Annotated in this window: 21 protein-coding genes, 1 tRNA gene and 1 other RNA gene; 14 read left to right on the top strand and 9 right to left on the bottom strand. The window is 65.7% G+C overall.

Annotated features, from left to right (window positions below; genetic code table 11):
* Nucleotides 1–111: 111 nt before the first annotated feature.
* Nucleotides 112–840 (top strand): DsbA family oxidoreductase, encoded by a 729-nt coding sequence (locus ACIP90_RS13470; RefSeq protein ID WP_400579831.1) that lies wholly within the window; start codon nucleotides 112–114, stop codon nucleotides 838–840.
* A gap of 52 nt (nucleotides 841–892) precedes the next feature.
* A complete protein-coding gene (locus ACIP90_RS13465; RefSeq protein ID WP_400579829.1) occupies nucleotides 893–1,543 on the top strand; it encodes a TetR/AcrR family transcriptional regulator in 651 nt (216 codons plus the stop codon).
* 3 nt (nucleotides 1,544–1,546) lie between these two features.
* Here ACIP90_RS13465 and ACIP90_RS13460 read toward each other — a convergent pair whose 3' ends face one another.
* Together ACIP90_RS13460 and ACIP90_RS13455 are read right to left on the bottom strand one after the other, a co-directional pair.
* Entirely contained in the window at nucleotides 1,547–2,221 is a 675-nt protein-coding gene (locus ACIP90_RS13460) for a LytR C-terminal domain-containing protein (protein ID WP_400579827.1), read from the bottom strand.
* Complete coding sequence (locus ACIP90_RS13455) at nucleotides 2,214–2,513, bottom strand: type II toxin-antitoxin system VapB family antitoxin (RefSeq protein ID WP_205651433.1); 300 nt, start codon at nucleotides 2,511–2,513, stop codon at nucleotides 2,214–2,216. Before ACIP90_RS13455 ends, ACIP90_RS13460 begins: the two co-directional genes overlap by 8 nt.
* A gap of 147 nt (nucleotides 2,514–2,660) precedes the next feature.
* Here ACIP90_RS13455 and ACIP90_RS13450 point away from each other — a divergent pair, with 147 nt between their 5' ends.
* Nucleotides 2,661–3,590 carry a hypothetical protein gene (locus ACIP90_RS13450; protein ID WP_400579825.1) on the top strand — a complete coding sequence of 310 codons (930 nt, stop codon included), beginning with the start codon at nucleotides 2,661–2,663 and terminating at the stop codon, nucleotides 3,588–3,590.
* Nucleotides 3,591–3,824: 234 nt separating this feature from the next.
* On the top strand, nucleotides 3,825–5,300 hold the full coding sequence (locus ACIP90_RS13445; protein ID WP_400579824.1) for a stealth conserved region 3 domain-containing protein: 1,476 nt from the start codon (nucleotides 3,825–3,827) through the stop codon (nucleotides 5,298–5,300).
* A 54-nt stretch (nucleotides 5,301–5,354) separates the two neighbouring features.
* Here ACIP90_RS13445 and ACIP90_RS13440 read toward each other — a convergent pair whose 3' ends face one another.
* A complete protein-coding gene (locus ACIP90_RS13440) occupies nucleotides 5,355–6,266 on the bottom strand; it encodes a phosphodiesterase (protein ID WP_400579822.1) in 912 nt (303 codons plus the stop codon).
* A 529-nt stretch (nucleotides 6,267–6,795) separates the two neighbouring features.
* Nucleotides 6,796–8,568 carry a M23 family metallopeptidase gene (locus tag ACIP90_RS13435; RefSeq protein WP_400579821.1) on the bottom strand — a complete coding sequence of 591 codons (1,773 nt, stop codon included), beginning with the start codon at nucleotides 8,566–8,568 and terminating at the stop codon, nucleotides 6,796–6,798.
* A 248-nt stretch (nucleotides 8,569–8,816) separates the two neighbouring features.
* Here ACIP90_RS13435 and ACIP90_RS13430 point away from each other — a divergent pair, with 248 nt between their 5' ends.
* The gene (locus tag ACIP90_RS13430) at nucleotides 8,817–9,725 is read left to right on the top strand and encodes an oxygenase MpaB family protein (protein WP_400579819.1); all 909 of its coding nucleotides are present in this window, start codon (nucleotides 8,817–8,819) and stop codon (nucleotides 9,723–9,725) included.
* A gap of 64 nt (nucleotides 9,726–9,789) precedes the next feature.
* On the opposite strand, the gene ACIP90_RS13425 is transcribed toward ACIP90_RS13430, so the two are convergent.
* Nucleotides 9,790–9,877: transfer RNA gene (locus ACIP90_RS13425), tRNA-Ser, on the bottom strand.
* A 177-nt stretch (nucleotides 9,878–10,054) separates the two neighbouring features.
* Here ACIP90_RS13425 and ACIP90_RS13420 point away from each other — a divergent pair.
* From ACIP90_RS13420 to ACIP90_RS13400, 5 genes are all read left to right on the top strand, one after another.
* Complete coding sequence (locus ACIP90_RS13420) at nucleotides 10,055–10,378, top strand: hypothetical protein (RefSeq protein WP_400579818.1); 324 nt, start codon at nucleotides 10,055–10,057, stop codon at nucleotides 10,376–10,378.
* A 91-nt stretch (nucleotides 10,379–10,469) separates the two neighbouring features.
* Nucleotides 10,470–10,566, top strand: an RNA gene (ffs, locus tag ACIP90_RS13415) — signal recognition particle sRNA small type.
* Nucleotides 10,565–13,942, top strand: coding sequence for a DNA polymerase III subunit gamma and tau (locus ACIP90_RS13410; RefSeq protein WP_400579817.1), 3,378 nt, complete (start codon nucleotides 10,565–10,567; stop codon nucleotides 13,940–13,942). The genes ffs and ACIP90_RS13410 overlap by 2 nt, the downstream gene beginning before the upstream one ends.
* Nucleotides 13,943–14,113: 171 nt before the next feature.
* Complete coding sequence (recR, locus tag ACIP90_RS13405) at nucleotides 14,114–14,713, top strand: recombination mediator RecR (RefSeq protein ID WP_400579816.1); 600 nt, start codon at nucleotides 14,114–14,116, stop codon at nucleotides 14,711–14,713.
* Between the two features lie 170 nt (nucleotides 14,714–14,883).
* Nucleotides 14,884–16,242: an aspartate kinase gene (locus tag ACIP90_RS13400; RefSeq protein WP_400579815.1), complete on the top strand. Its 1,359-nt coding sequence runs from the start codon at nucleotides 14,884–14,886 to the stop codon at nucleotides 16,240–16,242.
* 71 nt (nucleotides 16,243–16,313) lie between these two features.
* Here the strand turns inward: ACIP90_RS13400 and ACIP90_RS13395 are convergent, their stop codons facing one another.
* Together ACIP90_RS13395 and ACIP90_RS13390 are read right to left on the bottom strand one after the other, a co-directional pair.
* Entirely contained in the window at nucleotides 16,314–16,529 is a 216-nt protein-coding gene (locus tag ACIP90_RS13395; protein WP_400579814.1) for a hypothetical protein, read from the bottom strand.
* A 131-nt stretch (nucleotides 16,530–16,660) separates the two neighbouring features.
* Nucleotides 16,661–16,855 (bottom strand): hypothetical protein, encoded by a 195-nt coding sequence (locus ACIP90_RS13390; protein WP_400579813.1) that lies wholly within the window; start codon nucleotides 16,853–16,855, stop codon nucleotides 16,661–16,663.
* Between the two features lie 111 nt (nucleotides 16,856–16,966).
* Between ACIP90_RS13390 and ACIP90_RS13385 the strand changes: the two genes are divergently transcribed.
* The gene (locus ACIP90_RS13385; protein WP_400579812.1) at nucleotides 16,967–17,479 is read left to right on the top strand and encodes a MarR family winged helix-turn-helix transcriptional regulator; all 513 of its coding nucleotides are present in this window, start codon (nucleotides 16,967–16,969) and stop codon (nucleotides 17,477–17,479) included.
* Nucleotides 17,480–17,575: 96 nt separating this feature from the next.
* Here the strand turns inward: ACIP90_RS13385 and ACIP90_RS13380 are convergent, their stop codons facing one another.
* On the bottom strand, nucleotides 17,576–19,987 hold the full coding sequence (locus ACIP90_RS13380) for a S8 family serine peptidase (protein WP_400579811.1): 2,412 nt from the start codon (nucleotides 19,985–19,987) through the stop codon (nucleotides 17,576–17,578).
* Between the two features lie 244 nt (nucleotides 19,988–20,231).
* Here ACIP90_RS13380 and ACIP90_RS13375 point away from each other — a divergent pair, with 244 nt between their 5' ends.
* The 3 genes from ACIP90_RS13375 to ACIP90_RS13365 are packed head-to-tail and all read left to right on the top strand — an operon-like array spanning nucleotide 20,232 to nucleotide 22,190.
* Nucleotides 20,232–20,819, top strand: a complete 588-nt coding sequence (locus ACIP90_RS13375) for an SSI family serine proteinase inhibitor (RefSeq protein WP_400579810.1) — start codon at nucleotides 20,232–20,234, stop codon at nucleotides 20,817–20,819.
* Nucleotides 20,820–20,844: 25 nt separating this feature from the next.
* Nucleotides 20,845–21,792 carry a 3-methyladenine DNA glycosylase gene (locus ACIP90_RS13370; RefSeq protein ID WP_400580040.1) on the top strand — a complete coding sequence of 316 codons (948 nt, stop codon included), beginning with the start codon at nucleotides 20,845–20,847 and terminating at the stop codon, nucleotides 21,790–21,792.
* Entirely contained in the window at nucleotides 21,789–22,190 is a 402-nt protein-coding gene (locus tag ACIP90_RS13365) for a serine protease inhibitor (RefSeq protein ID WP_400579809.1), read from the top strand. Before ACIP90_RS13370 ends, ACIP90_RS13365 begins: the two co-directional genes overlap by 4 nt.
* Before the next feature lie 114 nt (nucleotides 22,191–22,304).
* Here the strand turns inward: ACIP90_RS13365 and ACIP90_RS13360 are convergent, their stop codons facing one another.
* Entirely contained in the window at nucleotides 22,305–25,385 is a 3,081-nt protein-coding gene (locus tag ACIP90_RS13360) for a S8 family serine peptidase (protein WP_400579808.1), read from the bottom strand.
* Nucleotides 25,386–25,594 lie beyond the last annotated feature (209 nt).

The following is a 25,594-nucleotide window of genomic DNA, read 5'->3' as shown; positions in this document are numbered from 1 at the left end:
CGATAGGATCCCGCGTGGCAGCGGGCAAGACTGTCCGCCTTCGGGCCGCCTGTGGCCTAACCGACACCGCCGCAGCGGAATGCCAGAGCGCCGGTAAAGGTTGTGGCAAGCATGAAGATTGAAATCTGGTCAGACGTCGCGTGTCCGTGGTGCTACATCGGCAAGCGGCGCTTCGAGGCCGCCCTGGCTGAGTTTCCCCACCGCGATGCCGTGGAGGTGCAGTGGCGCAGTTATCAGCTGGATCCGTCCCTGCCCGAACACTATGACGGCACCGAGCTTGACTACCTCAGCACGCGCAAGGGCTTGGCCCCCGAGCAGGTCTCACAGATGTTCGACCACGTAGCCGCCCAGGCGAAAGGTGAAGGCCTCCAGTACCGGTTCGACGCCGTCGTGGTCGCCAACAGCTTTACCGCCCACCGGCTCATCCACCTGGCCGCCGCGGCCGGGAAGCAGGACGCCGCCAAGGAGCGGCTGCTCAGTGATCACTTCGAACACGGCAAGGACATCGGCAGCCGCGACTACCTCACCGCGCTGGGCGCGGAACTGGGCCTCGACGCCGCCGCCGTTGCCGAACTCTTCACCACTGACAAGTACGCCGCCGATGTCCGCCATGACATTGCTGAAGCGCGGGCGCTGGGCATCAGCGGGGTCCCCTTCTTCGTGATTGACCGGAAATTCGGCCTCTCCGGCGCCCAGTCCCCGGCAGCGTTCAGCATGGCCCTCGAACAAGCCTGGGCGGACGCCCGTCCGTTGGCAATGGTCAACGCCGGCGACCCCGGGCCAGAGGGCGGTGCATCGCAGGGCGGCGGGGCCTGCGGCCCGGACGGCTGCGCGGTCTAACGGGACGCAAGACACGCACGGTTTTACTGACAGAGCGCGGTAAAGTGTGCGTATGCCACGGATTTCGGCCCCCAGCAATGCTGCGCAGCGCGCCGAGACCCAGCGCCGCATCCTTAATGCCTTTGGCGAACTTCTCTTCACGCACGGGCTGCCCGGGCTGACCATGACGGATGTTGCCCGCCACGCAGGAATCGGGCGCACTGCCGTGTACAACTACTACGCGGATATCGAAGAGCTGCTCATCTCCTACGCCCTGATTGAAACGGAGCGCTTCCTGGCGGAGCTGAAGGAGTCCCTCAACCTGCTGGAGAATCCGGTGGACCGGCTCGCGCTGTATGTGCGCTCGCAGGTGGAGGACCTCAGCCGCCGCCACCTTCCGCCGGGCCCGGCCATGGGAGCTGTGCTGTCCCCGGCGTCCTTCGCCAAGCTTGCAGATCACGTCGGCGGCCTCAGTGACCTTCTCCAGGACATCCTGCGCGAAGGCATGGACCAAGGCTACTTCCCGGTGGCGGACGTCCGGCAGCAGGCGCAGCTGATCCATGGAACCCTGTCATCCAGCGCTGCCCGGGGCAGCGGGGAGTCGGACGACATGGAGGAACGGATCTCCCGGACAGTGCGGTTCATTCAGTTGGGTGCCGGAGCCAGGTTCGACGACGGCGGCCGTCCCGTCCGTCTGAGCGAACCTCCCGCTGCGGCCGGCTAGGGGTTAGCCTTTGGCGCCCTGTGTGGGGACTACGGGCCACTGGGCGTCGTCGGCAATGCGACGGCTTTCCCGCGGGCACTCCAGCTTGCCGGGAGTCTGGTCCACGAGTTCAGGCTTGGCCAGGCCCCGGTAGTCGCCGGTCAGAATCACGTCCACGCTGGCGTCGGAGCGCCCGTCCTGGAAGTAGTCCGAACCGGGCAGGTTCCGTTGCACGGTGAAGGCCGCGGACTGGCCGGCGGCGCCGGACACAATGGCGGCCACGCCGCGGTAGCCGGTTTCGACGTTGCCGACCTTGCCCACCGCGAATTTGCGGACCTTGAACTCATTGGCTGCTGACCTCGCCAGCCCGCCCCTGGTCGTAGCGTTGAGGACGTTGACCTTGACCTTGGCGTTCGGCGTGTAATCGAAGGTCGTGGCCGGGCACGTGGATGTCTGGGCCGGGCTGTCATCGGTCCCGGGAAGCTTGATCTGGCCGTTCATGACCGCCACGGCTCCCATGACGCCCGTGACGATCAGCCCGAGGAGCATCATCAGCACCACGCCGTGCAGGATCTTCCGGCGGAGCTTTGCGGAGTGGTCAGCGGGGTCGTCGTCGGCCACGAGGGTGGCACGGAGCTCTGGACCAGTGATGACACGGTGTCCGTGCAGAACCGTGACGTCCTTGGGTTTCCTAGCCATCGATCACCAGCACCCGGGCGTGGATCGCGGTGCGCTGGTGGAGCGCCGTCCGGACAGCCCGGTGGAGGCCGTCCTCGAGATAGAGCGTTCCTTTATATTGCACAACGTGCGGGAAAAGGTCTCCGAAAAAGGTGGAGTCTTCGGCCAGCAGGGCCTCGAGGTCCAGCGTCCGCTTGGTGGTCACAAGTTCATCCAGCCGCACCGGCCGGGGAGGCAGCGCTGCCCAGTCCTTGGGCGTGCTGTAACCATGGTCGGGGTAAGGGCGTCCCTCGCCCACAGCTTTGAATATCACGTTGCAAGCGTAAGCATCTTGCCTGTCCTAGGGAATGTGGATCGGGCCGCGGACCGAGGTTGTAGCCAAACAGTAACCATGAGTCACATCCGCGGCACTTGTGCCTGCCTGGGACTTCGCACTGGCGGCGGCTGACAGAATGGAACCATGACTGCACCTACAGCGAACGCTGCCGCGGGCTTCAGCGCCCACACGCCATCGGCACCCGCCCTGGCCCTGCTCCTGGACGTCGACGGCCCGGTGGCCAGCCCTGTCACCAGGGACGTCAAGCCGGAGATCATCGCGGACCTGGTGGCCCTCGCCAACGCCGGAGTACCAGTCATTTTCAACACCGGGCGCTCGGACGCCTTCATCCGCGAGCAGGTGATGGACCCGATGATCGCGGCGGGCATGCCAGGCAGCACCCTGATACATGCGATTTGCGAGAAGGGCGCCGTCTGGTTCAGCTACACCTCCGCCGGGGCCGGACCGATCCACGTGGACCGCGAACTGGCTGTGCCCGCCGCCTACGGTGACGACATCCGGCGGATGGTGGCTGAGGACTACTCCTCGCACATGTTCTTCGACGAGACCAAGCGCGCCATGGTCTCGGTCGAACAGCACATCGAGGTGCCGAACAGCGAGTACCTCGCCGAGCAGCGGCTCTTCGACGCGGAAGCCATGGAGCTGATGCAGCGGCACGGCATGGGCGTCGTTCGCCTGGACCACCACGCACCCAATTCCGACGACGAGATCGACTACCGTGTGGACCCCACGATCATTTCCACGGACATAGAATCAGTGCGGCTCGGCAAGGACCTGGGCGCAAGCCGGGCGGTGGAGCTGCTGGCGGCCCAGGGCATCACACCGCAGGCCTGGCGGACCGTAGGTGATTCGCGGACGGACTATGCCATGGCCGACTGGCTGCACCACAATGACCACGCGGTCAAGCACGTGGATGTCCGGCCCGCCGATGGTGTGCCGGACAAGCCCTACGATATTCTTACGGCCGAGGACCTCGGCATGGATGCGACGGTCATCCACGACGACGCCGGAGCGGCTTTTCTCCGCAGCTGGCGGGAGGCATTGGCGGGCTGAGCCCGCTGCCGCCGCTTCGCGGCATGCCGCGCCCTGCCGGCAACTTTCCTTGCAGTTTTTTTGCAGGACTATCATGCAAGTAAGAGCCCACCCCTAGCAGCACGGAGAATCACCATTACAGACGTAACGGTTCAGGATGACATCTACTATGGCGGACAGACTTCCGAGGACGTGCCCGTACTCGCGGAAGTAACATCGCCCGCTGCTGTTGCGCGCCTCAAACACCGACCGGACGTGGTCCGCACCTCGGGCCGGTATGCCCTGATCAACAAGAACCGGACGCCGTACCAGGCCATGGTGGAGGACCTGCTCTTCCTCCGGAACGTGCTGGCGCAGGCCGGCCTGGATTACCTGCTGGTCCGCGGCAACAACGACCGCCCGGTTATTGCGCTGGACTGGAAAAACCGCAAGAAGCTGCGCGCTGCCCTGGTGGAAGCGTGCCGCAATGAGCCTTTCTACTCCATGACTGTGGATGCCAAGAAGAAGACGTCGGTGCTCGTGGCCGACGGAGAGCTCTCCACGAACCGTCAGTCAAGAATCTTCAGGCTGTACAGGCCGCGCGTGGAGCCTAGCGGCGGCTTCGAGTTCGGCGCTTCCGCCGGCGTGCAGCTGGAGCTCTGGAGCTTCGAAGACGACGAGGTGATCCTGCCGATCGAGAATTCCCTGACCCGGCGGACCATGCTGGCCCAGGACGCCGTGCGCGGAACTGTCGAACGGTACGGGCACACCTGGCCCACTATCGAGAACATGTTCGCTGACCACGCAAGTGACATCAGCTTCGACATCGACCTGGTTTTCTCGTGGGTGGACGGCACTTCGCCCGAATACATCGCAGCACGCCGGGCCCGCCAGGCCACTGCCGTGCTCGGGGAGGGTGACGACCATGAAGCACGTTACCGGCAGATCAACGAACTCAAGTACGCACTCCGGTCCGTTTACATGTTCGCACCATGGATCCGCCGCATCTTTATTGCCACGGACTCCCCCGCACCTGAATGGCTGGCTGACCACCCGTCCGTGACGATTGTCCGGAGTGAAGAGTTCTTCGCCGATCCTTCCGTGCTGCCCACGCACAATTCCCAGGCTGTGGAATGCCAGTTGCACCATATCGAAGGCCTGTCGGAGCACTTCCTGTACTCCAACGATGACATGTTCTTCGGCCGCCCCGTGGGGCCCGACATGTTCTTCACGCCCGGTGGCATCACCAAGTTCATCGAGGCGGAGACCCGCATCGGCCTCGGCGAGAATGCGGCCGAGCGCAGCGGCTTCGAGAATGCCGCCAGGGTGAACCGCAAGCTCCTCTGGAACCGGTTTGGCCGGATCACCACGCGTCACCTGGAACACACCGCTGCACCCCTGCGCCGCAGCGTCGTGGAGCAGATGGAGGAGGAATTCCCGAGCGAATTCGCCAAGACTGCTGCCAGCACCTTCCGCGCAGCGGACAACATCTCGGTGACCAATTCGTTCTACCACTATTACGCGCTGCTCACCGGCCGGGCTGTCACTCAGACCGCCGCCAAGGTCAGGTATGTGGACACCACACTCCGTGCGGGGCTCAACTACCTGCCCAAGCTGCTGGCAAAGCGGAACAAGGATTTCTTCTGCCTCAATGACGGCAGCTTCCCGGAAGTTCCCGCCGGGGAAAGGGCCGATCTGGTCACAGAATTCCTGGAGAAGTACTACCCCATCAAGGCGCCCTGGGAGAAGTAAATATGCGAGGCCAAAGCCCCCAGCAGTCCTGACTGCCGGGGGCTTGGTTTAAGGCTAGTTTCGCGTAAGAACCGGCCGGTTCGCCCGCTCGGGAATCCGGATGCCTGCAGCAGCCAGACGCCGCTCCGTTTCCTCTGGGGTGACGTATTCCCCCACAGTCGGTGTGCTTCCCAGCGGCACCACGGAATGCACAATGGTGTGCTCGTAGACGTGCACGAGGTTGAAGGCCTGCCCGCCGTCACGCCCGCGGGTTCCTCCCACCGGAACGTTCAGGTCCTGGGTGTAGCACGTGGCAGAGGCAACCGACACAGGGATGCCGGCGAAGCTCGCCGTCGTCGAGTAGTGCAGGTGCCCGGCCAAAATGGTGCGGACGTCCGAGTTGCGGACCACTGCCTCCAGGGAAGCCTGGTCACGGAGCTCCACCAGCACGGACAGGTCCAGTACCGACGGTACCGGCGGATGGTGCAGCGCCAGAATGGTGCCGTCCGGGGCGGGCGTTTCCAGCTGCGCGGCCAGCCAATCCAGCTGGTCGCCGCTGAGTTCGCCGTGATGGTACCCGGGCACGGACGTGTCCATCGTGATGACCCGCAGGCCGTTGATGTAGTAGCTGTCGTCCACCGGGTCGTCATTGCCCGGCTGGTCCAGCAGGCCCGCCCTGAAATTCGCGCGGTTGTCGTGGTTTCCCATGGCCCAGATGACTTTGGCGCCGAGGTCCCTACACGCCGGGTCAACGATCGCACGGAGTTTGGCGTAAGCCTCGGGGTCTCCCTTGTCCGCCAGGTCCCCGGTGAAAATCACGGCTTCCGGGCGGGCGCCTGATGCCTGGACTTCATTGAAGAGCTGGATCAGGCGGGCTTCGCTGTCAACAGCGCCATAAAGTGGGTCCGGACCTCCCAACAAATGGGGGTCGCTCAGGTGGAGTAGAAAATGACGTGGCCTGGGGTGCTCGGCCTCGATGAGCTCCATTGCTGCCTTCGCGGTAGTTAGGAAGCGGGTACTTCCAGTGTCCCTCTCAGTACGCTCCATCCAACCAGACAAAAAGCAAACTGTGGGGAAACTTCAGTTGGCATGTCGAAAAATTACGATGCCTACCGCTTACCTTGCTAACGCTCCTCGCTTTCGTTTCATCTATGCGGGCACCGGATGATGACCGCTTTGTAGGTGCCGCGGTTCCGGGATCACCGGGACAACGGCGGGGGCAGGCCGCCCCACGACTTTGCGTCCCTGGCCAGGGGACATTGCCCTGGCGCTAAGGGGAAATGTGACGGCCGGGCAGATTGGCCTTGGCAGCGCGAGGGCTGCCAAGGGTCAAAACCGGCGGCCTCGGGTACGGCTCCGTCCTTGGACGTCAGCCGGATCCTTCGGAAGGACTGCACGTGGCGCTCCCTGGCCGGTTGCATGGTCGTCATTAATGACAACCGATATGCGCTCCGGTGCATTCCTTCGACCTCCTCCCGGTTTGGTGAACAGCCGGACGGCGAACCCCGCCGCGCCGCTACGGCGCGGTTGTGGGGGCCGCCGTCACGGCTGTTTCTGTTCCTGCAGGTGCAGTTGCAGGAGCTGTTGAGCCAGGGACAGCTGTTGGCACAGGCGTTGCTGCGGGCGGGGCCGGCGGCGTCGGAGGGGCCGGGGGTGCAGGAGCCGGAGCAGGCGCGGGAGCCGGGGCAGGCGCGGGTGCCGGAGGCGCCGGGGCAGGTGCCGGAGCCGGAGGCGCCGGTGCGGGGGCCGGGGCAGGCGCGGGAGCCGGAGCAGGCGCCGGAGCAGGCGCGGGAGCCGGAGCAGGCACGGGCTCGACAACAATTGCGGTGGGCGGATCCACCGGTGCAGGTGCCGGCTGAGTTGGGACGGGTTCAACATAGGGGTCCGGCGTTGGATCAACCGGAGGCGGACCAGGGGCGGGTTCGGGCAACGGCTCTACTGGTGCAGGATCCGGCTCGGTCGTCGCCGGCGGCTCAGTGGCCGGCGGCTCAGTCGTCGGCGGATCAGTCGTCTCCGGCGGCTCAGTTGCCGGCGGCTCAGTCGTCGGCGGTTCAGTCGTTGCCGGCGGCTCAGTCGTCGGCGGCTCAGTGGTCTCCGGCGGCTCGGTCGTTGCCGGCGGCTCGGTGGTCGTCGGAGGAGTGGTCGTTGTCGGCGGAGTGGTCGTTGTCGGGGGGGCAGTCGTTGCAGGCGGAGTCGATGGGGCAGGCTTTGTCGACGGCGAGGGAGCGGGTTTGGACGTGGCCGTCGGTTCGGGTGCGATGGTCTGCAGCGGGCTGGAGCTGGTCTGAGGGGTTGAAGCCCACGTGGCCGTGGAACTGGGCATCAGTGAGGGGCTGGACGGGCTCCAGGTGAACGGCCGGGCATCATAATAGGTGGAGGCCTCAGAGCTGCCGTCGCCGGTGTTCCCGCGAAGGAAGGGTATCGCCCAGCCCGCCAGATTGGCAGCAGCGGGATCGAAGCTGGTCATGACCGCCTGCTGCAGCGCATCTACCTGCCGGATGGGCAGCAGGGTCCACTTTGCTGGATCCTGGTGTTCGCCGTCCTCGATGACCTCGAAGTGGAGGTGGCACCCGGTGGACGATCCTGTGGTACCTACCTGAGCAATGACCTCACCCACACGCACTGCGTCGCCCTTGGCAACGGCCACGGACTGGAGGTGGTTATACGTGGTGATGATCCCGTTGCCATGGTCGATCTCTACCCTGTTGCCGCCGCCCCACGGATGCCATCCTGCGGCCCGGACAACACCGGAATCGGCCGCGTACACACGGGTGCCGCATGCAGCGGCGAAGTCCTGGCCCCAGTGGAACTCACCGGATTCCCCCGTCAGGGGGTTATGCCGCAGGCCGAAGGAGGAACTCGGATACAAAACCTCGAGCGGTGCCATGAGGAAACCTGCTCCTGGCCGCTTCAAGGCGGCGGATGCAACACCGGGGGACTGCGACTTGACCCTGCTCGTGGAGGCAACGCCTTTGGACGACGTCTCTACGATCGTCCGGCCAAACGGTACTTTGGCAACCAACTCCGCCACCGGACCGCTTACGGTGCGGCCCTCGGAAGTGCTGGCCGGGTCAAGCAGCGCAGGTCCCACGACGCCGGAAGGCGGAACCACGCGGACGGAGGCCTCGTCGAGGGCCCCTGCCGGAGTCTGGATGCGGCTGGCCGGCGCTTGGAACCCGAACGCGAAAACGGAGAAGCCTACGACAACCGCCGCAGACAGGCTCCGCAAAGCGATTCGTCCGGGCCCGTTCGCCCTGGCGGTGTCTTGGTTTCCCCCATGAGTTGCCACAGAATTCTCCTGATGTAGGACCCGCCAACTCCTTGTCTCGACGAGCATGTCCTCCATTGTGGCCACACGTGAAGGCGCCGGGAAACCCCTAAAACTGGGGGGTGAATCCCTGTGCTTTATAGGTTTAACCCCCCAAACGGGCACCCCGCTTGGAGGGCAATATCCTTCATTGCGGGCCCCGCAAACTGGCCGGCGGAAGGGCCGCAAAATTGTGGTCCAACTCTCAGTTAGGTGCGCGAGAATGGAGCATGCGCAATTTCCTCAGGGAATGGCAGGCGGAGGTCAGACGGACGCTGACGGGCAGCCCTTCTGCGCCGCCCGATTGGGCAGAGAAGTTCGCCCAGGGAAATGACCCGGGCTTCTATCTGCCCGGCTCCGCTGTCTGGACTGTCCATCGCGGGATGCCCACCATCGTCGCGGGCATCCGCTCGCTTCTGATGCAGACGCTGCACCCCGGGGTTATGGCCGGTGTTTATGAACACTCCCAATTCCATGACGACCCCCTCGGACGCCTTGCCCGGACGACGCGCTGGATCCATGCCGTCACGTACGGCTCAACGGCCGATGCCCGCTTAGTGACAGATTCCGTCCTACGGATTCACGATTCGGTCCACGGACAATACGTTGATGGGGCCGGAGCCACGCGGGACTACTCGGCGAACGATCCGGACTTACTCCGATGGGTCCACGTCACGTTTACGGATTCCTTCCTCACGGTGCACAAGAAATGGGGCGGACCCATTCCGGGCGGACCCGACGCCTATGTCCGTGAATGGGCGCAGGCAGGGCGGCTGATGGGCGTCAGTTCACCGCCGCTCCGTGAAGCCGAGGTGGTCCGGGAGTTGAACAACTGGTTCTCGACGGGCGCCCTTCGAGCGGACGAACGGGTTGCCGAGACCGTTGCCTTTATCCGGAACCCTCCCCTGCATCCATGGCTGATGCCTGGATACCGGGTGCTTTTCGCGGGTGCAGTGCTAAGCCTCGAGCCGCGGTACCGAGAGATGTTGGGGCTGCGGAAGGCGCAGCTAGGTCCGCTGCCCCTTCCGGTGGGACTGGCAACAAGGGTGACTCTCGCCGTCGTACGCCTTGCACTGGGCCGGATGGGACCCAGCGAACGTGCCGCTCGGCAGCGCCTTCGGCGGCTGGGGCTGGCGTAGCCGGCGCCGAATACCGGAAGGAAAAGAAAACCCGGTTCCGACAAAATCGGAACCGGGTTTCCAGTGGCGGAGAATGGGGGATTTGAACCCCCGAGGGCGTTAACCCAACACGCGTTCCAGGCGTGCGCCATAGGCCGCTAGGCGAATTCTCCAGCTGCTTCTGAATCAAAAGCAGATACTAGAATACCCGAACTTTCCGGCATCGCCCAATCGAGCGGTGCGGCCTGCAATTGCCGGCCTCCAGGCCCTCCTGCTGTTGCCCTCCAGCTGCCCGCCCTTCCGGGGCTGCGCAGCCGCGACTTGGCTGCATCCGCTGGCAGGATGGTGTCATGTCACAGTTGCACGCCTTGGTCGTCTACGTTCCCGAGTCCCACGCCGAAGCCGTGCTGGCCGCCATCGGAGACGCCGGCGCCGGACGGCTGGGTGACTACTCGCATTGTTCGTTCACGTCGCCCGGCTTAGGCCGTTTCACCCCCTTGCGTGGCTCCCGGCCATTTATCGGAGCCGAAGGGGTTCCCGAGCGGGTGGCCGAGCTGCGTGTGGAGTGCGTCGTCGCGGACGAAGTGCTCGACGCCGTCGTGCGCGCACTGCGCACGGCGCACCCCTATGAGGAGCCAGCCTTCATGAGCTGGCCGGTGAACGGACACCGGTAGCCTGCCCCCCCGCCAACGGGCCACCGCCAGCCGGCACCGGCACCGGCATTGGGCCGATTCGGGGCACACCGAAATTTCAGGTAAAGTATCTGACGGCCCCTCATGTGGCGTCATCCTGTTGAACTCCCCCAGGACCGGAAGGTAGCAAGGGTAGGCGGGCTCTGGCGGGTGCATGGGGGGTCTTTTATGTCAGCCCCGATTGGTAGGGTTTTCCCTGTGACTGTTACAACCGCCCTTTACCGCAGATACCGTCCCGACTCGTTCGCGGACGTTATTGGGCAGGAGCATGTCACGGAGCCGCTCATGACGGCCCTGCGTAAGAACCGCGTGAACCACGCCTACCTGTTCTCAGGTCCGCGTGGCTGCGGCAAAACCACGTCGGCCCGCATTCTGGCACGCTGCCTCAACTGCGCCAAAGGCCCTACAGATACGCCGTGCGGCGTGTGCCCCAGCTGCGTTGAACTGGCCCGCGGCGGTGCCGGATCTCTCGATGTCATCGAGATCGACGCCGCCAGCCACGGCGGCGTGGACGACGCCCGGGACCTTCGGGAACGGGCCACCTATGCACCGGTGCGGGACCGCTACAAGATCTTCATCATCGATGAAGCCCACATGGTCACGTCCGCCGGATTCAACGCCCTGCTGAAAATCGTTGAAGAGCCGCCGGAACACATCAAGTTCATCTTTGCCACCACGGAGCCGGACAAGGTCATCGGGACGATCCGCTCCCGCACGCACCACTACCCGTTCCGGCTCGTGCCCCCGGAGCCGCTCTTGGCGTACCTCGAGCTTCTCTGCAACCAGGAAAACGTCCCGGTCGCGCCGGGTGTGCTCTCCCTGGTCATCCGCGCCGGGGCTGGATCCGTCAGGGATTCGCTCTCGGTCCTGGACCAGCTCATGGCGGGAGCCGGTCCGAACGGCCTGGACTACGAGTTGGCCGTGGCGCTGCTCGGATACACCCATGCCTCGCTCCTGGACGATGTGGTCGAGGCCATCGCAGCCTCCGACTCGGCGACTGTCTTCCGGGCGGTTGACCGCGTCATCCAGACCGGTCACGATCCGCGCCGCTTTGTGGAAGACCTCCTGGAGCGCTTCCGTGACCTCATCATCGTGCAGGCCATGCCCGAGAGCGCCCAGTCCATTCTTCGTGGCATGCCCGCCGACCAGATCGCCAGGATGCAGAGCCAGTCGCACAACCTGGGCGCCGCGGAACTGTCCCGCGCGGCGGACGTCACCAACACCGCGCTCACCGAGATGACGGGAGCCACGTCGCCCCGGCTGCATCTCGAACTGTTGTGCGCCCGCATCCTGCTGCCAAGCTCCGAACAGACCGAACGCGGAATTGCCGCACGTATTGACCGTCTGGAGCGGAGATTGAATTACGCGGGGAACGAACCCGGCGTCCCTACGGCCACGCCTGTCTCCGCAGCCCCTGTTCCCCCTGCGCCTGTTCCCACTGCGCCTGCTGCGGCACCCGCTGCCGCGGCGTCGGATCTGCCCTCTGCTGCTGCTGCCGCTTCTGCCGTTGATTCTGCTCCGCCGCCCGCGCCTTCCCCGGCAGGGGCAGCTCACGGAGCTCCCGCACCTGCCACCGGGATGCCCGACACAGGGCCATCGGGCCCCGCGGCCCAGCTGCCGGCGCAGCGGGAGCCCATCTCCGCGCCCCGGATCAGCACCACCGACTGGCCAGTTGACGAACCGCATTCCGGCCCCCGCAGGCCGTCCGCCGATGCGGTTCGCACCGGCGGACCCGAGTCCACGCCTCCCGTTCAGCCGGCGCCCGTACAGCCGGCGCCCGTACAGCCTGCGCCCGTACGGCCTACGCCAGCCCAGGACGCCCGGCCAGTTCCAGCCCCGGCGGCCGCCGGCGCCCCGCGTCCCGCGCCGCCGACGTCCCCGGGTGGCGGCGCCGACGTCGAAATGCTCCGCCGCGCCTGGCCGGAAATCCTGCAGACCCTCACCAAGATCAAGCGCAGCACATGGGCCCTCGTCGAGCCGAACGCCCAGGTCGGCCAGTTCGACGGCCAGGTCCTGACACTGGTCTTCACAACGCCCGGACTGGCCGGCGCGTTCGGGCGGGCCGACCATTCCGAGAACCTGCGGCAGGCCATCCACAAGACCATAGGCATCGACTGCCAGATCACCGCCACAGCAGGCGGATCCAACAGCGCAGCGAGCTCTGAGCCAAACCCAAAAGGTCCTATTAGCCGGGACATCCCGGCTACTACGACGGACGCGGACTGGGGCCTGGCCCCAGCCGGGCCCGACACCGGACAGGCACCGGCTCACCGGCAGGAGCAGGCCCCCGCGCCTCAGGCCCCCGCGCCTCGGGCCGCTGCGCCTCAGTCGGCTGCTCCTCAGACGACCTCTCCGCAGGTGCCTGTTACCCCGGCGGCCCCTGGCCAGACAGTCAATACCGCAACCCGGTCAGGCCGGCCAGGGCAGCCGTCAGTCATGACGCCCGGCCCCGGCCGCGACCGCAACGCGGACATCCAGCGCGCCACGCCCTCGGTGGGCGCTCCTCTTGGGCCCTCAGCTCCCCTGCAGTCCGGTGATCCAGGGCAGCCCGCAGATCCCTGGCAGCCGGCCGATGCGGGACAGACCCATTCGTACTCCTATCCCGATGACGACTGGGGCCCGCCGCTCGACGAAGATGCGCCGCCGCTGGACGAAGAACCGCCAGCGGACTGGGAGCCACCGTCCCCGCGTGAGCCACGCAGCGAGCCTTCACCGGCGGCCGCTTCCGGCCCGGCTGCCCAGGCCGCGGGGCCTGTCCAGCCGGCGGCCCCTGCCCAGACCGCCGCCCCGGCCCGTGGGCCAGCCCGTCAGGTCGGGGACGCGTCAAGCGACCCGTGGTCGCGCGCCGTTGAACAGGCACCTGGAGTGTGGGCCCTCGGCTCGGAAACCAACGTCGGCAAATACCTGAGCCAGCCCGGCGACCAAGGCGGGCAGGAACCCCCGGCGCCTGCCGCACCCCGGTATGAGCCAGCGGCTGCCCAGGTTCCGCCCTCCGCACAGCCGCGGGTTCCGGACCCTGCAGGTACTTCCCGCCCGTCGCAGGTACAGGCAGGAGAGCACACCCACCGCCCCCTACCCGGGGGGCCAGCAACGCCCGAGCCGGGCACCGCGGAATTCGCTCCCGCCTATGCCATGGCCTCTGCGCCGGCGGCGGGATCTGACGCGGCCGGGTTTGCCCTTGGCGCCGCGCCCTCTGCGAAGCCTCAGCTGGCGCCGACCAGGGTGACCGCACTGGGTTCTGCACCGGCGGGGGCGCCTGGGGCAACCCAGGGCACAGCAGCGGTGGCAGCTCCGTCACCCGCCGGCAACGGCAAGCTGAGCCTGTACCAGCGTTTGTCGAACAGCCCGGAGGCGGAAGCGGGGCGGGCCAAGGCCCCGGCCCGCCAGGCAGAGCCCACGGCCTCCTACGCACAGGACATCCCCAGCGCGGATGACGAAACCATCGAGGAATCAGGCGTGTTTGGCAGGGCTGCGGTTGAGCGTATTCTGGGCGGAAAGCTGATCGAGGAACGGTCGCTGGACGGAAGTCCGCTGCTGCCCCGCTAGCAAGACCGAACGGGTTCCGGCCCTGTGGCAGCGGCCGGGCCCTGCAAGGGAACCGGAAGCCCATATTGTCGGCAGGCACGGCCACCGGGCCGTACGTCAGCCAGCCACCCAGCCGCCCACGACGTTGGCCAGCACGGCCGGTAATCATCCAACCAGGTAATCGAGGACATTGTGTACGAGGGTGCAGTTCAGGAACTGATCGACGAGCTCGGACGCCTGCCCGGCGTCGGGCCCAAGTCGGCTCAGCGGCTGGCCTTCCACATCCTGGAGGCCGACCCCGAGGACATGAAGCGCCTTGTGCAGGCCATCACCACTGTCAAGGAACGTGTGAAGTTCTGTACGGTCTGTGGCAACGTGACGGAGCAGGAGCTGTGCAATATCTGCCGGGACTCCCGCCGGGACCCGACCGTTATCTGCGTGGTGGAGGAGTCCAAAGACGTCCTCGCCGTGGAACGGACGCGCTCTTTCCGCGGGAGATACCACGTGCTCGGCGGGGCCATAAATCCGATCGCCGGCGTCGGCCCCGAACAGCTGCGGATCCGTGAACTCCTGACCCGTCTGAATGACGGCGCCATCCAGGAAATCATCATCGCCACCGACCCCAATCTTGAGGGCGAGGCAACGGCGACCTACCTGGCCCGGATGCTCAAGTCCATCGGCATCACGGTGACCCGGCTGGCCTCCGGACTCCCCGTCGGCGGCGACCTGGAGTATGCCGATGAGGTCACGCTCGGCCGCGCATTCGAGGGCCGGCGCAACGCTCTCAGCTGATGAGCCGCGCCGGCCGGCAAAGCCAGTCCCGGAGCATCTGCGGGAGCGGAATCGGTCACAATTCAACGCCCGGCCGAGGGCGGCGATAAACTGTCAACATCAGTTACGCCGTCGAGCCGCAAGGCCGCCTGGCCTCCAGAACTCCGATTTGATCCAGTGAGGGTGCACGCATGAGTATGCCCAGTACCGATGTGAAGACCGAACCGCAGCTGCAGGAGCTGACCGTCAACCCGGCGTCGACCGCCCAGCTCATTGTCCAGAAATTCGGCGGGTCATCGGTAGCCGACGCTGACGGCATCAAGCGGGTTGCCCGGCGCGTCGTCGACGCGCAGAAGGCCGGCAACGAGGTTGTTGTTGTGGTTTCGGCCATGGGTGACACCACCGACGAACTGCTGGACCTCGCCGCGCAGGTCACCGATTCCGCTCCGGCGCGCGAAATGGACATGCTCCTTTCCGCCGGTGAGCGCATTTCCATGGCACTGCTGGCCATGGCCATCAACAAGTTCGGCGCCTCCGCCCAATCCTTCACGGGCTCCCAGGCCGGCATGATCACGGACGGCATCCACGGCAAGGCACGGATCATTGACGTGGATCCGCATCGCATCCGGACCGCCCTCGACAAGGGGCACATTGCCATCGTTGCCGGCTTCCAGGGCATGAGCCGCAGCACCAACGAGATCACCACCCTGGGCCGGGGCGGCTCAGACACCACGGCCGTTGCCCTTGCGGCAGCCCTGGACGCCGATGTCTGCGAGATCTATACGGACGTGGACGGCATCTACACGGCCGATCCGCGTGTGGTGCCGTCGGCCCAGAAGATCGACCGCATTTCCAGCGAAGAGATGCTGGAACTGGCCGCGTCCGGGGCCAAGATCCTCCACCTGCGGTGCGTCGAATACGCCCGCCGGTTCGGTGTGCCCCTGCACGTCCGTTCTTCATTCAGCCAGCACGAAGGCACGTGGGTCATGCCCGGTGCCGACGACAAGATCAAGACTCAAGAGGGAGTTGCCTTGGAGCAGCCAATCATCTCCGGTGTTGCACACGACCGTTCCGAAGCCAAGGTTACCGTGGTGGGTGTTCCGGACATCCCCGGAAAGGCCGCCGCCATCTTCCAGGTGATCGCGGACGCGCACTCGAACATCGACATGATCGTGCAGAACGTCTCGACCCACGGGACCGGCCGGACGGACATCTCATTCACGCTCCCGATCGTCGATGGTGCGGATGCCCTTGCAGCCCTTCGTGCCGCCGAGGCTGAGATCGGGTTCGAGAGCATTGAGTACAACGAGCAGATCGGCAAGCTCTCCTTGATCGGCGCGGGCATGCGCTCCCACCCGGGTGTTTCCGCCACGTTCTTCAAGGCGCTGTCCGACGCCGGCATCAACATCAACATGATCTCCACCTCCGAGATCCGTATTTCCGTGGTGACCCACGCCGACCTCCTGGACGAGGCAGTGCGCGTCATCCACAGGGCCTTCGACCTCGACAGCGAAGCAGAGGCCACCGTTTACGGCGGCACGGGCCGCTAAGGAACAGGCACAGCACATGGAAGCGGCCGCCCGCCTGGCAAAACCAGGCCGGCGGCCGCTTTCGTGTCTGCCTATTCGAGGTACTTCAGGTCACTCTTGCGAATTGCGTAGTGGTGGCCCTCGGAATCGGTCTCGACTTCGAACTGGGCCAGGTCTTCCTCCGAGGCGTGCTCGAAGTCGTCATGTCGGTGAACCACGGGCGATGCGTTGTCGTCTACGGAGGCGGGGCCGAATACGAACCGAAGCCTGTCGGTCAGGTTCATGAAACCAGTGAGTACATGTGCCACAAGTACCACCCCCTTCCCTGATCGAAGGTAGCGAGCATCTGCTCTCGTAACTGCCAGTGCCCTTATTTTACGCCGGGGCGGCGGAAAAGGCCCCGGCCCCATTGCCCCGCGTAACCGCCGGGGCAACGGGCCTAGCGGAGCGACTTATCGTCAGGATTACGGGGCACCACATACGTGCTCCCATCAGGGCGGCGGACCGTTTCCCACTGCTGGGTTTCCGCCTCGCGCTGGGCCAGCAGGCGGCGGTTTTCCTCGGTCATTTCGTGACTCAGGGAGCTCCGGTTGGCGGGGCCGAAAATCGCCCTTAGCTTGCCCGTTGCGCGCATGAACCTTTGTGTTGCGTCCTCTTGTGCCACAGTATCCACTTCTCCCTATCTCCTGCTGCCAGAATCAACGATACACTAATAATTAGTGCACTAACTATTGAAGGGACATCTATGAGCGCCTCCCGGAGCGAAGGAACGCCACACATTGCCCCAGCCGTGGCGGGCCCGGGGACCTCGGTCATCGAGGCCGATGACGACCTCCTGCTGGAACGTCAATTGTGCTTCGCGCTGACCGTCGCCTCCCGCAGCGTTGTTGGCGCGTACAAGCCGGTACTCGAGCGTTTGGGCCTGACGCACCCCCAGTACCTGGTGATGCTGTGCCTCTGGGAATCCAGCCCGCGCACGGTGCGCGACATCAGCGAGGCACTCGCCCAGGAGCCCGCCACCATCTCGCCGCTCCTCCGCAGGCTGGAATCCGCCGGGCTGATCACGAGGCGGCGCGTCGAAGGGAACGAACGCGCCCTGGCTGTCGCCTTGACGCCGGCCGGAGCAGCACTGCGGCAACAGGCGACGTCCGTGCCGGGCACCATGATGGCCAAGCTCGGGCTGACCCGGGAACAGGTGGAGTCCCTGCACCGCACCATGATGGATCTCATCGCCGCCACCACCGGCCCGCGGGCTTAGTAAACGAACGACGCCGGCACTCACCACCCGTGGTGAGTGCCGGCGTCGTTCTGGCTGGCATGCCTTCCCGGCGAGGCCTGGCCGGAGTTGCCCCCGCTACCGGGCAGCCACGGGACGCACCGCCACCGGCGAACGCACGGTGTTGTCAGATGATGCCCACGTCAGCGAACCTGTGGCGTAAGTGTCCAGCGGGGCTCCGGCCGTGGTGAAGGTGACCGTGAACGTGGCACTCTCGCCCTCGCGGAGGGTCAGCACAGCCGGGCTGACAGTTGCCTGCACGCCCGGAACCTCGACAGTGGCGCGGTAGGTTCCCGCCTTGACCGCGGTAACAGTCCGGGTGACGGTCTGGCTGCCGGCCAGGGACCCAAGCGCCACGGAGGGCACGTTGACGTCCTTGGCGGCCACCGGCACCACGCCGAGGTCGATGCCGAGGCCCTGCAGGAACCCGAACCAGTCAGCGAGCCCGGCGTCGTACACCAGGCCGGGCGATGCGAACCGGGAGGGATCCACATGCCCTGAGCCCTGGGCAAAGACGTCGTGAACCTTCGCTCCATCCGCTCCGACAAGGTCATACGCCGTGGTCATGATGGCCGACTTGACGGCCGCCGGGGACCACTGCGGGTTCTTGCCCAGCAGGAGCGCTGCAGATCCTGCAATGTGCGGCGCGGCCATGGACGTTCCCGAGAGGAAGCCGAAGGTCTCGCCCTTGAAGCCGATCGGCGAGACGGCTGCCAGGACGGCCACACCGGGTGCCGTGACATCGGGCTTCAGGAGATCGCCGTTGGATGCCAGCGTCGGGCCGCGGGACGAGAATTCAGCGATCTGCGGGACCGGGGGAAGTGGCGCCCCCGTGGTGTCTGTTGCCTTGAGGCTGGCAGTCAGGCCCGGATTCGCCGCGACCACGTCCTTGACCTTCGGGTCGCCTACGTGGACGGTCGGAACACTGTGCAGGTCGGCATCGAGTGTGCCTGGAAGCAGGTTGACCAGCACCATGCCCACTCCGCCGGCACGCTTCACTTCAACGCTCTTGTCGACCCTGGGAATAACGCCGCGGTCACACACCACGATTTGGCCCGCAGTCTTGGCCGGATCCAGCGTGTTCGGAATGCACAGTGCTGCGTCCGCGTCAGCGGCGGCGGCTGCCTTGACGGCGACGGCCAGGACGATCGGCTTCGCGGTGACCTCCGTGCTCATCACGCTCGCTCCGGCGAACTTCGCTCCGTCTGAGAGTTCAACGGTTCCACGGAGTGAGCTGTCAAACGTCGAAGCGGCAACGCTGGTCAGCCAAGGCCCGGCATGGTTGACCGTGCTGGGACCGGGGCCGGAATTGCCGCCCGACGCTGCCACGAAAACCCCAGCGGCGGCGGCGTTGAGGAAGGCGAGCGAAACCGCGTCAATGGTCGTGGTGTTGTTGCCCGAGATCGAGAAATTGATCACGTCCACTCCATCGAGGATGGCGTCCTGGATGGCCCTGATGATGTCCGATTCCAGGCACCCGGTCGTTGCGGGGGTAGCGCCCTCCCAGCAGACTTTGTACACCGCAATCTTCGCCGCCGGGGCGACGCCCGAACTCGTGCCGAAATCACGTCCGCCTGCCGTCTGGGTCACGTCGCTGTTTCCGGCTGCCGTGCTGGCCGTGTGCGAGCCGTGTCCGTTGACATCCAAGGGGGAGAAAAGCTCCAGCGGGGATCTCTGCTCGGGTGGAACAACAGCCTTGTAGGCCTGGTCGTAGAAGCGGGCACCAATGACCTTGCTGTTGCACTCGGTTCCCTCGAACCCGTCCCCTGCAACGCAATCGCCAACAAACGTGCCGCCGTTGGCCTTGCGCATGGCGATGACGTTGCCCTGCAGGTGGAAGGGCCGGCCTATCTTTGGGCTTCCCGAGAGCGGCGGGACGGTGTCGCCCGCGAAGAATGGATTGTCCGGCGAATAGCCGGTGTCCAGGACGCCGACGACGACGCCCTTGCCGGCGTCATCCCTGCCGTCAAACTGCTGCTTCCAGACACCGTCCGGGCCGGGGAGGCCGAGGAAATCCGTGCTGGAGTAGTCCGGCTTGCGCATCGTGTCGGGAACCACGGCCAGCACGCTTCTGTCACCGGCCAGCTGCTTGGCCTGTTCTGCGGACAGGGCCGCGCTGAAGCCGTTGACGGCCAGGGTGAAACTCTGGTCTATCTGCACACCCTTGGCGGCGGCCGTTTGCCGCTGCTTGTACCTGAGGTGCGCGTCGTACTTCCGGGAGTTGGACCCGGAGGAGTCCAGCTTCTTGCCCTTCGGAACGGCCGTGCCCGGAATGCCGGCCACGCCACCCGAGTATGTGGCCAGGGGCTTGTCCTTGAGCATCACGATGTATCGGCCGTCGTCGAAAGCCGACTGGCCGGCGGACGGCCCGGGTGCGGCAGATGTGGGCGCGGCGAGCCCCTGGCCGAGGACCAAGGCGAGGCCGACGGCGAGCACGGCAGGCAGCCGCCTGCTGAGTTTAGGGCGGGAGGATTCTTGCTGGGTGGTCATTGGGGACATGCCTTCCTTGGTTCTTGGACCTGCAGACCTTCGGTCCCACGAACTGGACGCTCCGCCCCCCTAGGCGTCATCACTCTTTGGTTGTAGCCGCGCACCCGTCAATGTCAGAAAGATACCGCGGACGCCGCTAAGAATCGATACCCTTCCGTTAGCGATTGCCGGGCACCGTTACCAGGCCGTTCCGGACCGCCGGATGGGCCGACGGTAGAATGGGAAAAACTTGAGGAGACCCGGCATGCGCAAGCAATTCATTTCTGTGCTGCTCGCCCTCGGAGCGCTGGGCGGCCTGGCTGCCTGCACCCCGGATAGCGGAACAGGGCAGCCCAGCCCCGGGGCCACGAGCGCATCACCCGGCACCTCTGAACCCGGTACATCTGCGCCCGGTACCACAGCACCGGCCACCACACCCCCGGACGCCGAGACGACAGTGCCTGCCCCTGCTCCGTCCGCGCCCGCTCCGCTGCCTTCGGGGCCCGGAACCGGAGATGCCGAGCTCTCCATCGCCGTCAAACCCTCCCGGGACGGAACCGCCGTCAATTACACACTCGTCTGCAAGGCGGGCGCCCCGGTGGCCGAAAGCCAGCATCCGAGTGCCGCCGCGGCCTGTGCCGCCTTGAAGGAGAATCCTGCCGTCCTGAACCAACCCGGCCCGCGCAAGGACGTTTCGTGCACCCAGCAGTACGGGGGCCCCCAGGTGGCCACGGTCACGGGAGCTGTTGACGGCACCCCCGTGGAGAGTACTTTCATGCTGCGCAACGGCTGCGAAATAGGCGCCTGGAACGCCGCCAAGGACATCCTGGGGTCTGCCGGTGGGGCAGTTTAGGTCCGTGCCCGACGTAACGCTCGAGATGCAGGATCAACCACTCGTTCTCCCGGCTGCCGACTGGCGGGACCGCGAAGCCGCCCATGCCGAACGGGTACGCCGTTACGCCGATCCGTACCTTGAGCGGCGCTCCGCCGGCAGGAAGCACCCGGTGGAGGACTTCCTCTTCACCTATTACACGCAAAAACCCGGCCAATTGCTGCGCTGGCATCCCGGTGACGGCGTCATTCTCGCCGGAGCGGAAGCCGGCCCGCGCAGCACATGGAAGTTCTACCGCGCGCTCGACGCCGGCGAGCTCGCCTTGCGCGGCCTGCCACCCGGCAGCACCGCGGTCACCTTCGACCGCCCGGCGTTTGTGGCCGCGCGACGCGACGCCCTCGTTTTTGCCCGGATCATCCTGGCCGGCACCGCTGCGCGTCCGGCGCAGTTCGGCTGCTTTGGCCTGCACGAATGGGCCATGGTGTACCGCCAAGACAAGTTTGAGCTGCGGCACGAATACCTGAAGCTGCGGCTCGGCGGCGCCGGCACGGACAAGGTGGTTGAAGAGAACCGAATCCGGTGTTCGCATTTTGACGCGTACCGTTTCTACACGCCGGATGCGCTTCCTCTGAACGAACTCACGCCCAGCAGGGAGAACCAACGGGCCATGGAACAGCCCGGCTGCCTGCACGCCAACATGGACCTGTACAAGTGGGCCTACAAGCTTTCGCCCGCACTGCCAAGCGAACTGGTGATGGACTGCTTTGAACTTTCATGGCGGGTGCGGGCCATGGACATGCAGGCGTCTCCCTATGATCTCGCCGACTGGGGCTATCCTCCGATCAGGATTGAGACGGCAGAAGGCAAGGCCACCTACGTTGAGCAGCAGCGTGCCTTCGCCGCAGAGGCTCAGATGCTGCGCGGCAGACTGCTGGCGGCGCTCGCTCCTCTCTTCGAGGACCTCGGTGCGGACGCTTCAGGAGGCCAGCCGTGACCGACGCCGGCGCCGGCGCCGGTGCCGGTGCCCCCGCCCCGGATTCAGACCTGGACCTGGACCTGACCGTCACCCTGACCGAGACGCCCGGAGGTCCGGAGCGGACCTTCAGCCTGGCCCGGCGGCCGGGACATCCCCCGGAATCGAATCTGCCGGACCCTGCGGGGGCGGTTGCCGCCGTCGAACGGTTCGGGGAAGGGATCTTCTTTCCCGTTCCGGGACCTCCCATGCTCTGCACCCAGCAGTACGGTGGCCCGCAGGTGGCCGTGGTCACCGGAACGTTCGGTGACCGGCAGGTGCACTCCCGGTTCTCCCTGACAGACGGCTGCGAAATTGCGCGCTGGCACGCACTCGCTCCGCTGCTGGGTGGGGTTTCCGGGTCCACCGGTGCAGTCTAAGACAACAGGGGCGCGTTAAAACAACAGAGTCCCAAAAGCAGCAGTGGCCGGCGGCATGCACCGCCGGCCACTGCTGCCAGGGAGTCCCCAAGGGAACCCGCTTCCGGGACCTTCCTAGATGGAGTTATCCGGAATCCGTGTCAGGTCCTCGTTATGGACCTTTCCCCGGTCTTTCTTTTTCGTCGGATCTTCCGAAGCCGGTGGAACGCCGGCGACGGCGCCCGGTGTCACCACGACGCTGACGAAGGTCGGTGCGCTGGCGCCGTCGAACGTGATCCGGCCGATGTACGAGCCGGGTGCCAGGTTCTGCCACGACAGCGCCAGGTTGCCGGATCTGCCGTTGTCGAGGCGCACGGGGTCAGGGGCTACCGTTGCGTTTCCAACGTTTGCTCCCAGGACCGCGGCATCCACAGATGCCTTGGTGGCCTGGCTGCCCGGGCTGTCGTACAGATTCACGTGCATCCGGTAGGTCCCCGGTGCGGGGTTGGCGATGGACACCGTTTCACTGGCCGATGCAGTGGCCGCGACAATCGCCTGGTTGCCCGGCGTGATGACCACCATGTCGAAGTCAGCCTTTTCATCGGCCGAGAAGACGGACAGCTTGGCCAGCGGGGCACCGGCCGGAACCTCGACGGTCTTCACGAAGTTCGAGGCGTCAGTCGTGTACCTGAACGGTCCGGGAACCAGTTCGATGGCCGAAGAATCAGCCTTGGACAGCCCGTCGAGGGTCACGTTGGTAGGCGAATTGGTGCCTGAGACGATGCTGACATCTCCGGAGCCGTTGCCTCCAATGGAGTTGAAGGCAACGTTCTTGGGAGCCACCACCGACTGCGGGCGCACCGCGATCGGCGAGACCACGCTCATGTTCGCCCCCTCCCAGGTGAGCGAGCCCATGGCGAACTGCCCCAGCGTGGCGCTCTGGTTCTCGAAGGAAACTTTGAACGTACGCTTTTCGCCGGGAGCGTTGAAGGACAGAATGGACGGCGTGACCGTCACCTTGACACCGGGCACGCTGGCCTTGGCTCGGTAGACGCCGGCGGTCAGCGCCGTCACCGTACGTGTGACTTCTATCCTGCCCGCCAAGTTGCCCAGGGAGAAGGACGGGACGTTCATGTCACGGGACCTGGTGCTGCCAAGGTCCGGAATGCCCAGGTCAACCCCGGTCCCCTGGATGAACCGCAGGTAGTCATCGCCGTCGGCATCGTAAACCAGTCCCGGGCTCAGCATCCGGGCCGGGTCGACCTGCCCGGCGCCGGTGGCGAGGACATCCGTGTTCTTGCTGCCGTCTGCGAGCTTGAGGTCACTTGCCGTGGTCATCATGGCCGATTTCACAGCAGCCGGAGACCAATGGGCGTTCTTGCCCAGGATGAGGGCGCCGAATCCGGCAACGTGGGGCGCCGCCATGGACGTCCCCGACATGAACCCGAAGGTGTCACCGCCGGCACCGATGGGCGAAACGCCGGCCAGGACAGCAACGCCCGGGGCCGCGACGTCAGGCTTGAGGAGATCAGAGTCCGTGGCGATGAGCGGTCCGCGGGAAGAGAAGCCGGCGATCTGCGGCTGCGCCTCGGCCGGCAGTCCGGTGGTGTCCTTGTTCACGAGCGATACCGTAATGGCCGGGTTCGCGGTTACTTTGGCCTTGATCTTCTCCGTGGCAGGAGGGTTTACGTGCACGGTGGGCACAGAGTGCTTGTCCGCGTCGAGGGACGAACTGGTCACGTTGGCCAGGATCATTCCGGCACCGCCGCCGCGGGCCACCTCGGCACTCTTGGCTACGCGGTCATAGGTGCCGCGGTCACAAACCACTACCCTGCCGGAAATCTTCGCCGGATCCAGGGAACCCGGACCGCACAGCTGCGGGGCGGGATCCTGCCCGGACCCTGCAGTAGCGGCGAGGACCACCCCGGCGCCGGTAACCTCGCGGTTCATGATGCTGGCGCCGCGGAACTTGCTGCCGTCCGAGAATTCAGCCGTGCCCTGCAGTTCCTGGGAGAAACTGCTCGCCGCAACCGTCGTGACCCAGGGTTCACCGTGGTTGACGGTGCTGGCTGCGGGCCCGGAGTTGCCGGCCGACGCCGAAACGAAGATGCCGGCCGAGGCTGCCGACAGGAACGCCAGGGACACCGGGTCCGTCGTGGTGGATGTGGTGCCCGAGATGGAGTAGTTCAGCACGTCAACGCCGTCCAGCACCGCCTGGTCGATCGCTTCGATGGACGAGGAGGTGTAGCAGCCTCCCGTGGCGGGGTCGTTGTCCTCCCAGCAGATTTTGTAGATGGAAAGCTTGGCGGCCGGGGCAATGCCGCCGGTGATGCCGAAGCTCCGGCCGTCGACGAATGTCTCGACGTTGGGGTTGCCGGCGGCGGTGCTGGCGGTGTGTGTGCCGTGGCTGCCGACGTCGACCGGGGAAATCAGCTCTTCCGGTGCACGGTCCTTCTTGGCCACGGTGTCCTCGAAAGCTTCCGAGAAGTAGCGGGCGCTCAGGACCTTGGAATTGCAGGCCCTGCCATTAAATCCTTCGCCTTTCTGGCACTCGCCCTCAAAGGTGCTGCCGTCCGACTTCAGCATGGCAATCCGGCCGCCCGCGGTGCGGTAGGGGACGCCGACCTGCGGCTCCCCCCTGAGCGGCTGCACCTCGCCTCCGGCGAAGAAGGCGCTCGATGGTGTGTAACCGGAATCAATGACTCCGACCACAACGCCTTTGCCCGCGTTTTCCTGGCCGCCGAACTGTGTATTCCACGTGCCGTTGGGGCCGCTGAGCTTGAGGAAGTCGGTGGTGGAGTAATCCGGCGCCCGCTGGCTGTCCGGGGCGACGGTGAGGACGTCAGGCTTTTTGGCGAGGTTCACGGCCTGGTCTGCGGTCAGGGTGGCACTGAAGCCGTTGAGCGCGGCAGTGTACTTGTGCCGGATCTGCACGTTTTCCTTTTGGGCCAATGCTGTCTGCTTCGCTTCAAGGTGCGCCCGGTACTTCCGCACTTCGGGGCGGTTGGCGTCGAGTTTCCGGCCCGACCGCGGCTTCGTGGCCGGCAGTCCCGGCGTGCCGCCGTCGTACGTGGCTGCGGGCTTGTCAGTGAGGACCACGATGTAGCGCCCCGCCTGGAAGTCCTTGGGATCAATGGTCTTGTGCTCCCCCAATTGCGTCACGCCCTGGGTCGGGGCGGCGACAGCCGGCGATGTGGCGGGGGATGAAAGGAGCATAAGCAGACCGACACACAGTGCCGCTGCTTTCCTGGCCCCCCGGCTTCGGAAGAAGCTCTTTCCTGCGGAATTCACGAGTGATTTGAACCTTTCATAAGGAACGGTCCCGGCTGCGCTGCCAGGCTCATGCGGCCAAGCCGCGCGAGATTGACAGGTCCTGTCGATTCCCCCAAGGTCAGCCGATCCCCACAGTACCTACTGGCAGGTAC

Origin of the sequence: Arthrobacter sp. NPDC093139, assembly GCF_044754165.1 — a bacterium.
In the GTDB taxonomy this organism is placed as follows: Bacteria; Actinomycetota; Actinomycetes; order Actinomycetales; family Micrococcaceae; genus Arthrobacter.
Note: the sequence above shows the minus strand (reverse complement) of the source record. Positions and strands in the feature narration are given on the sequence as shown.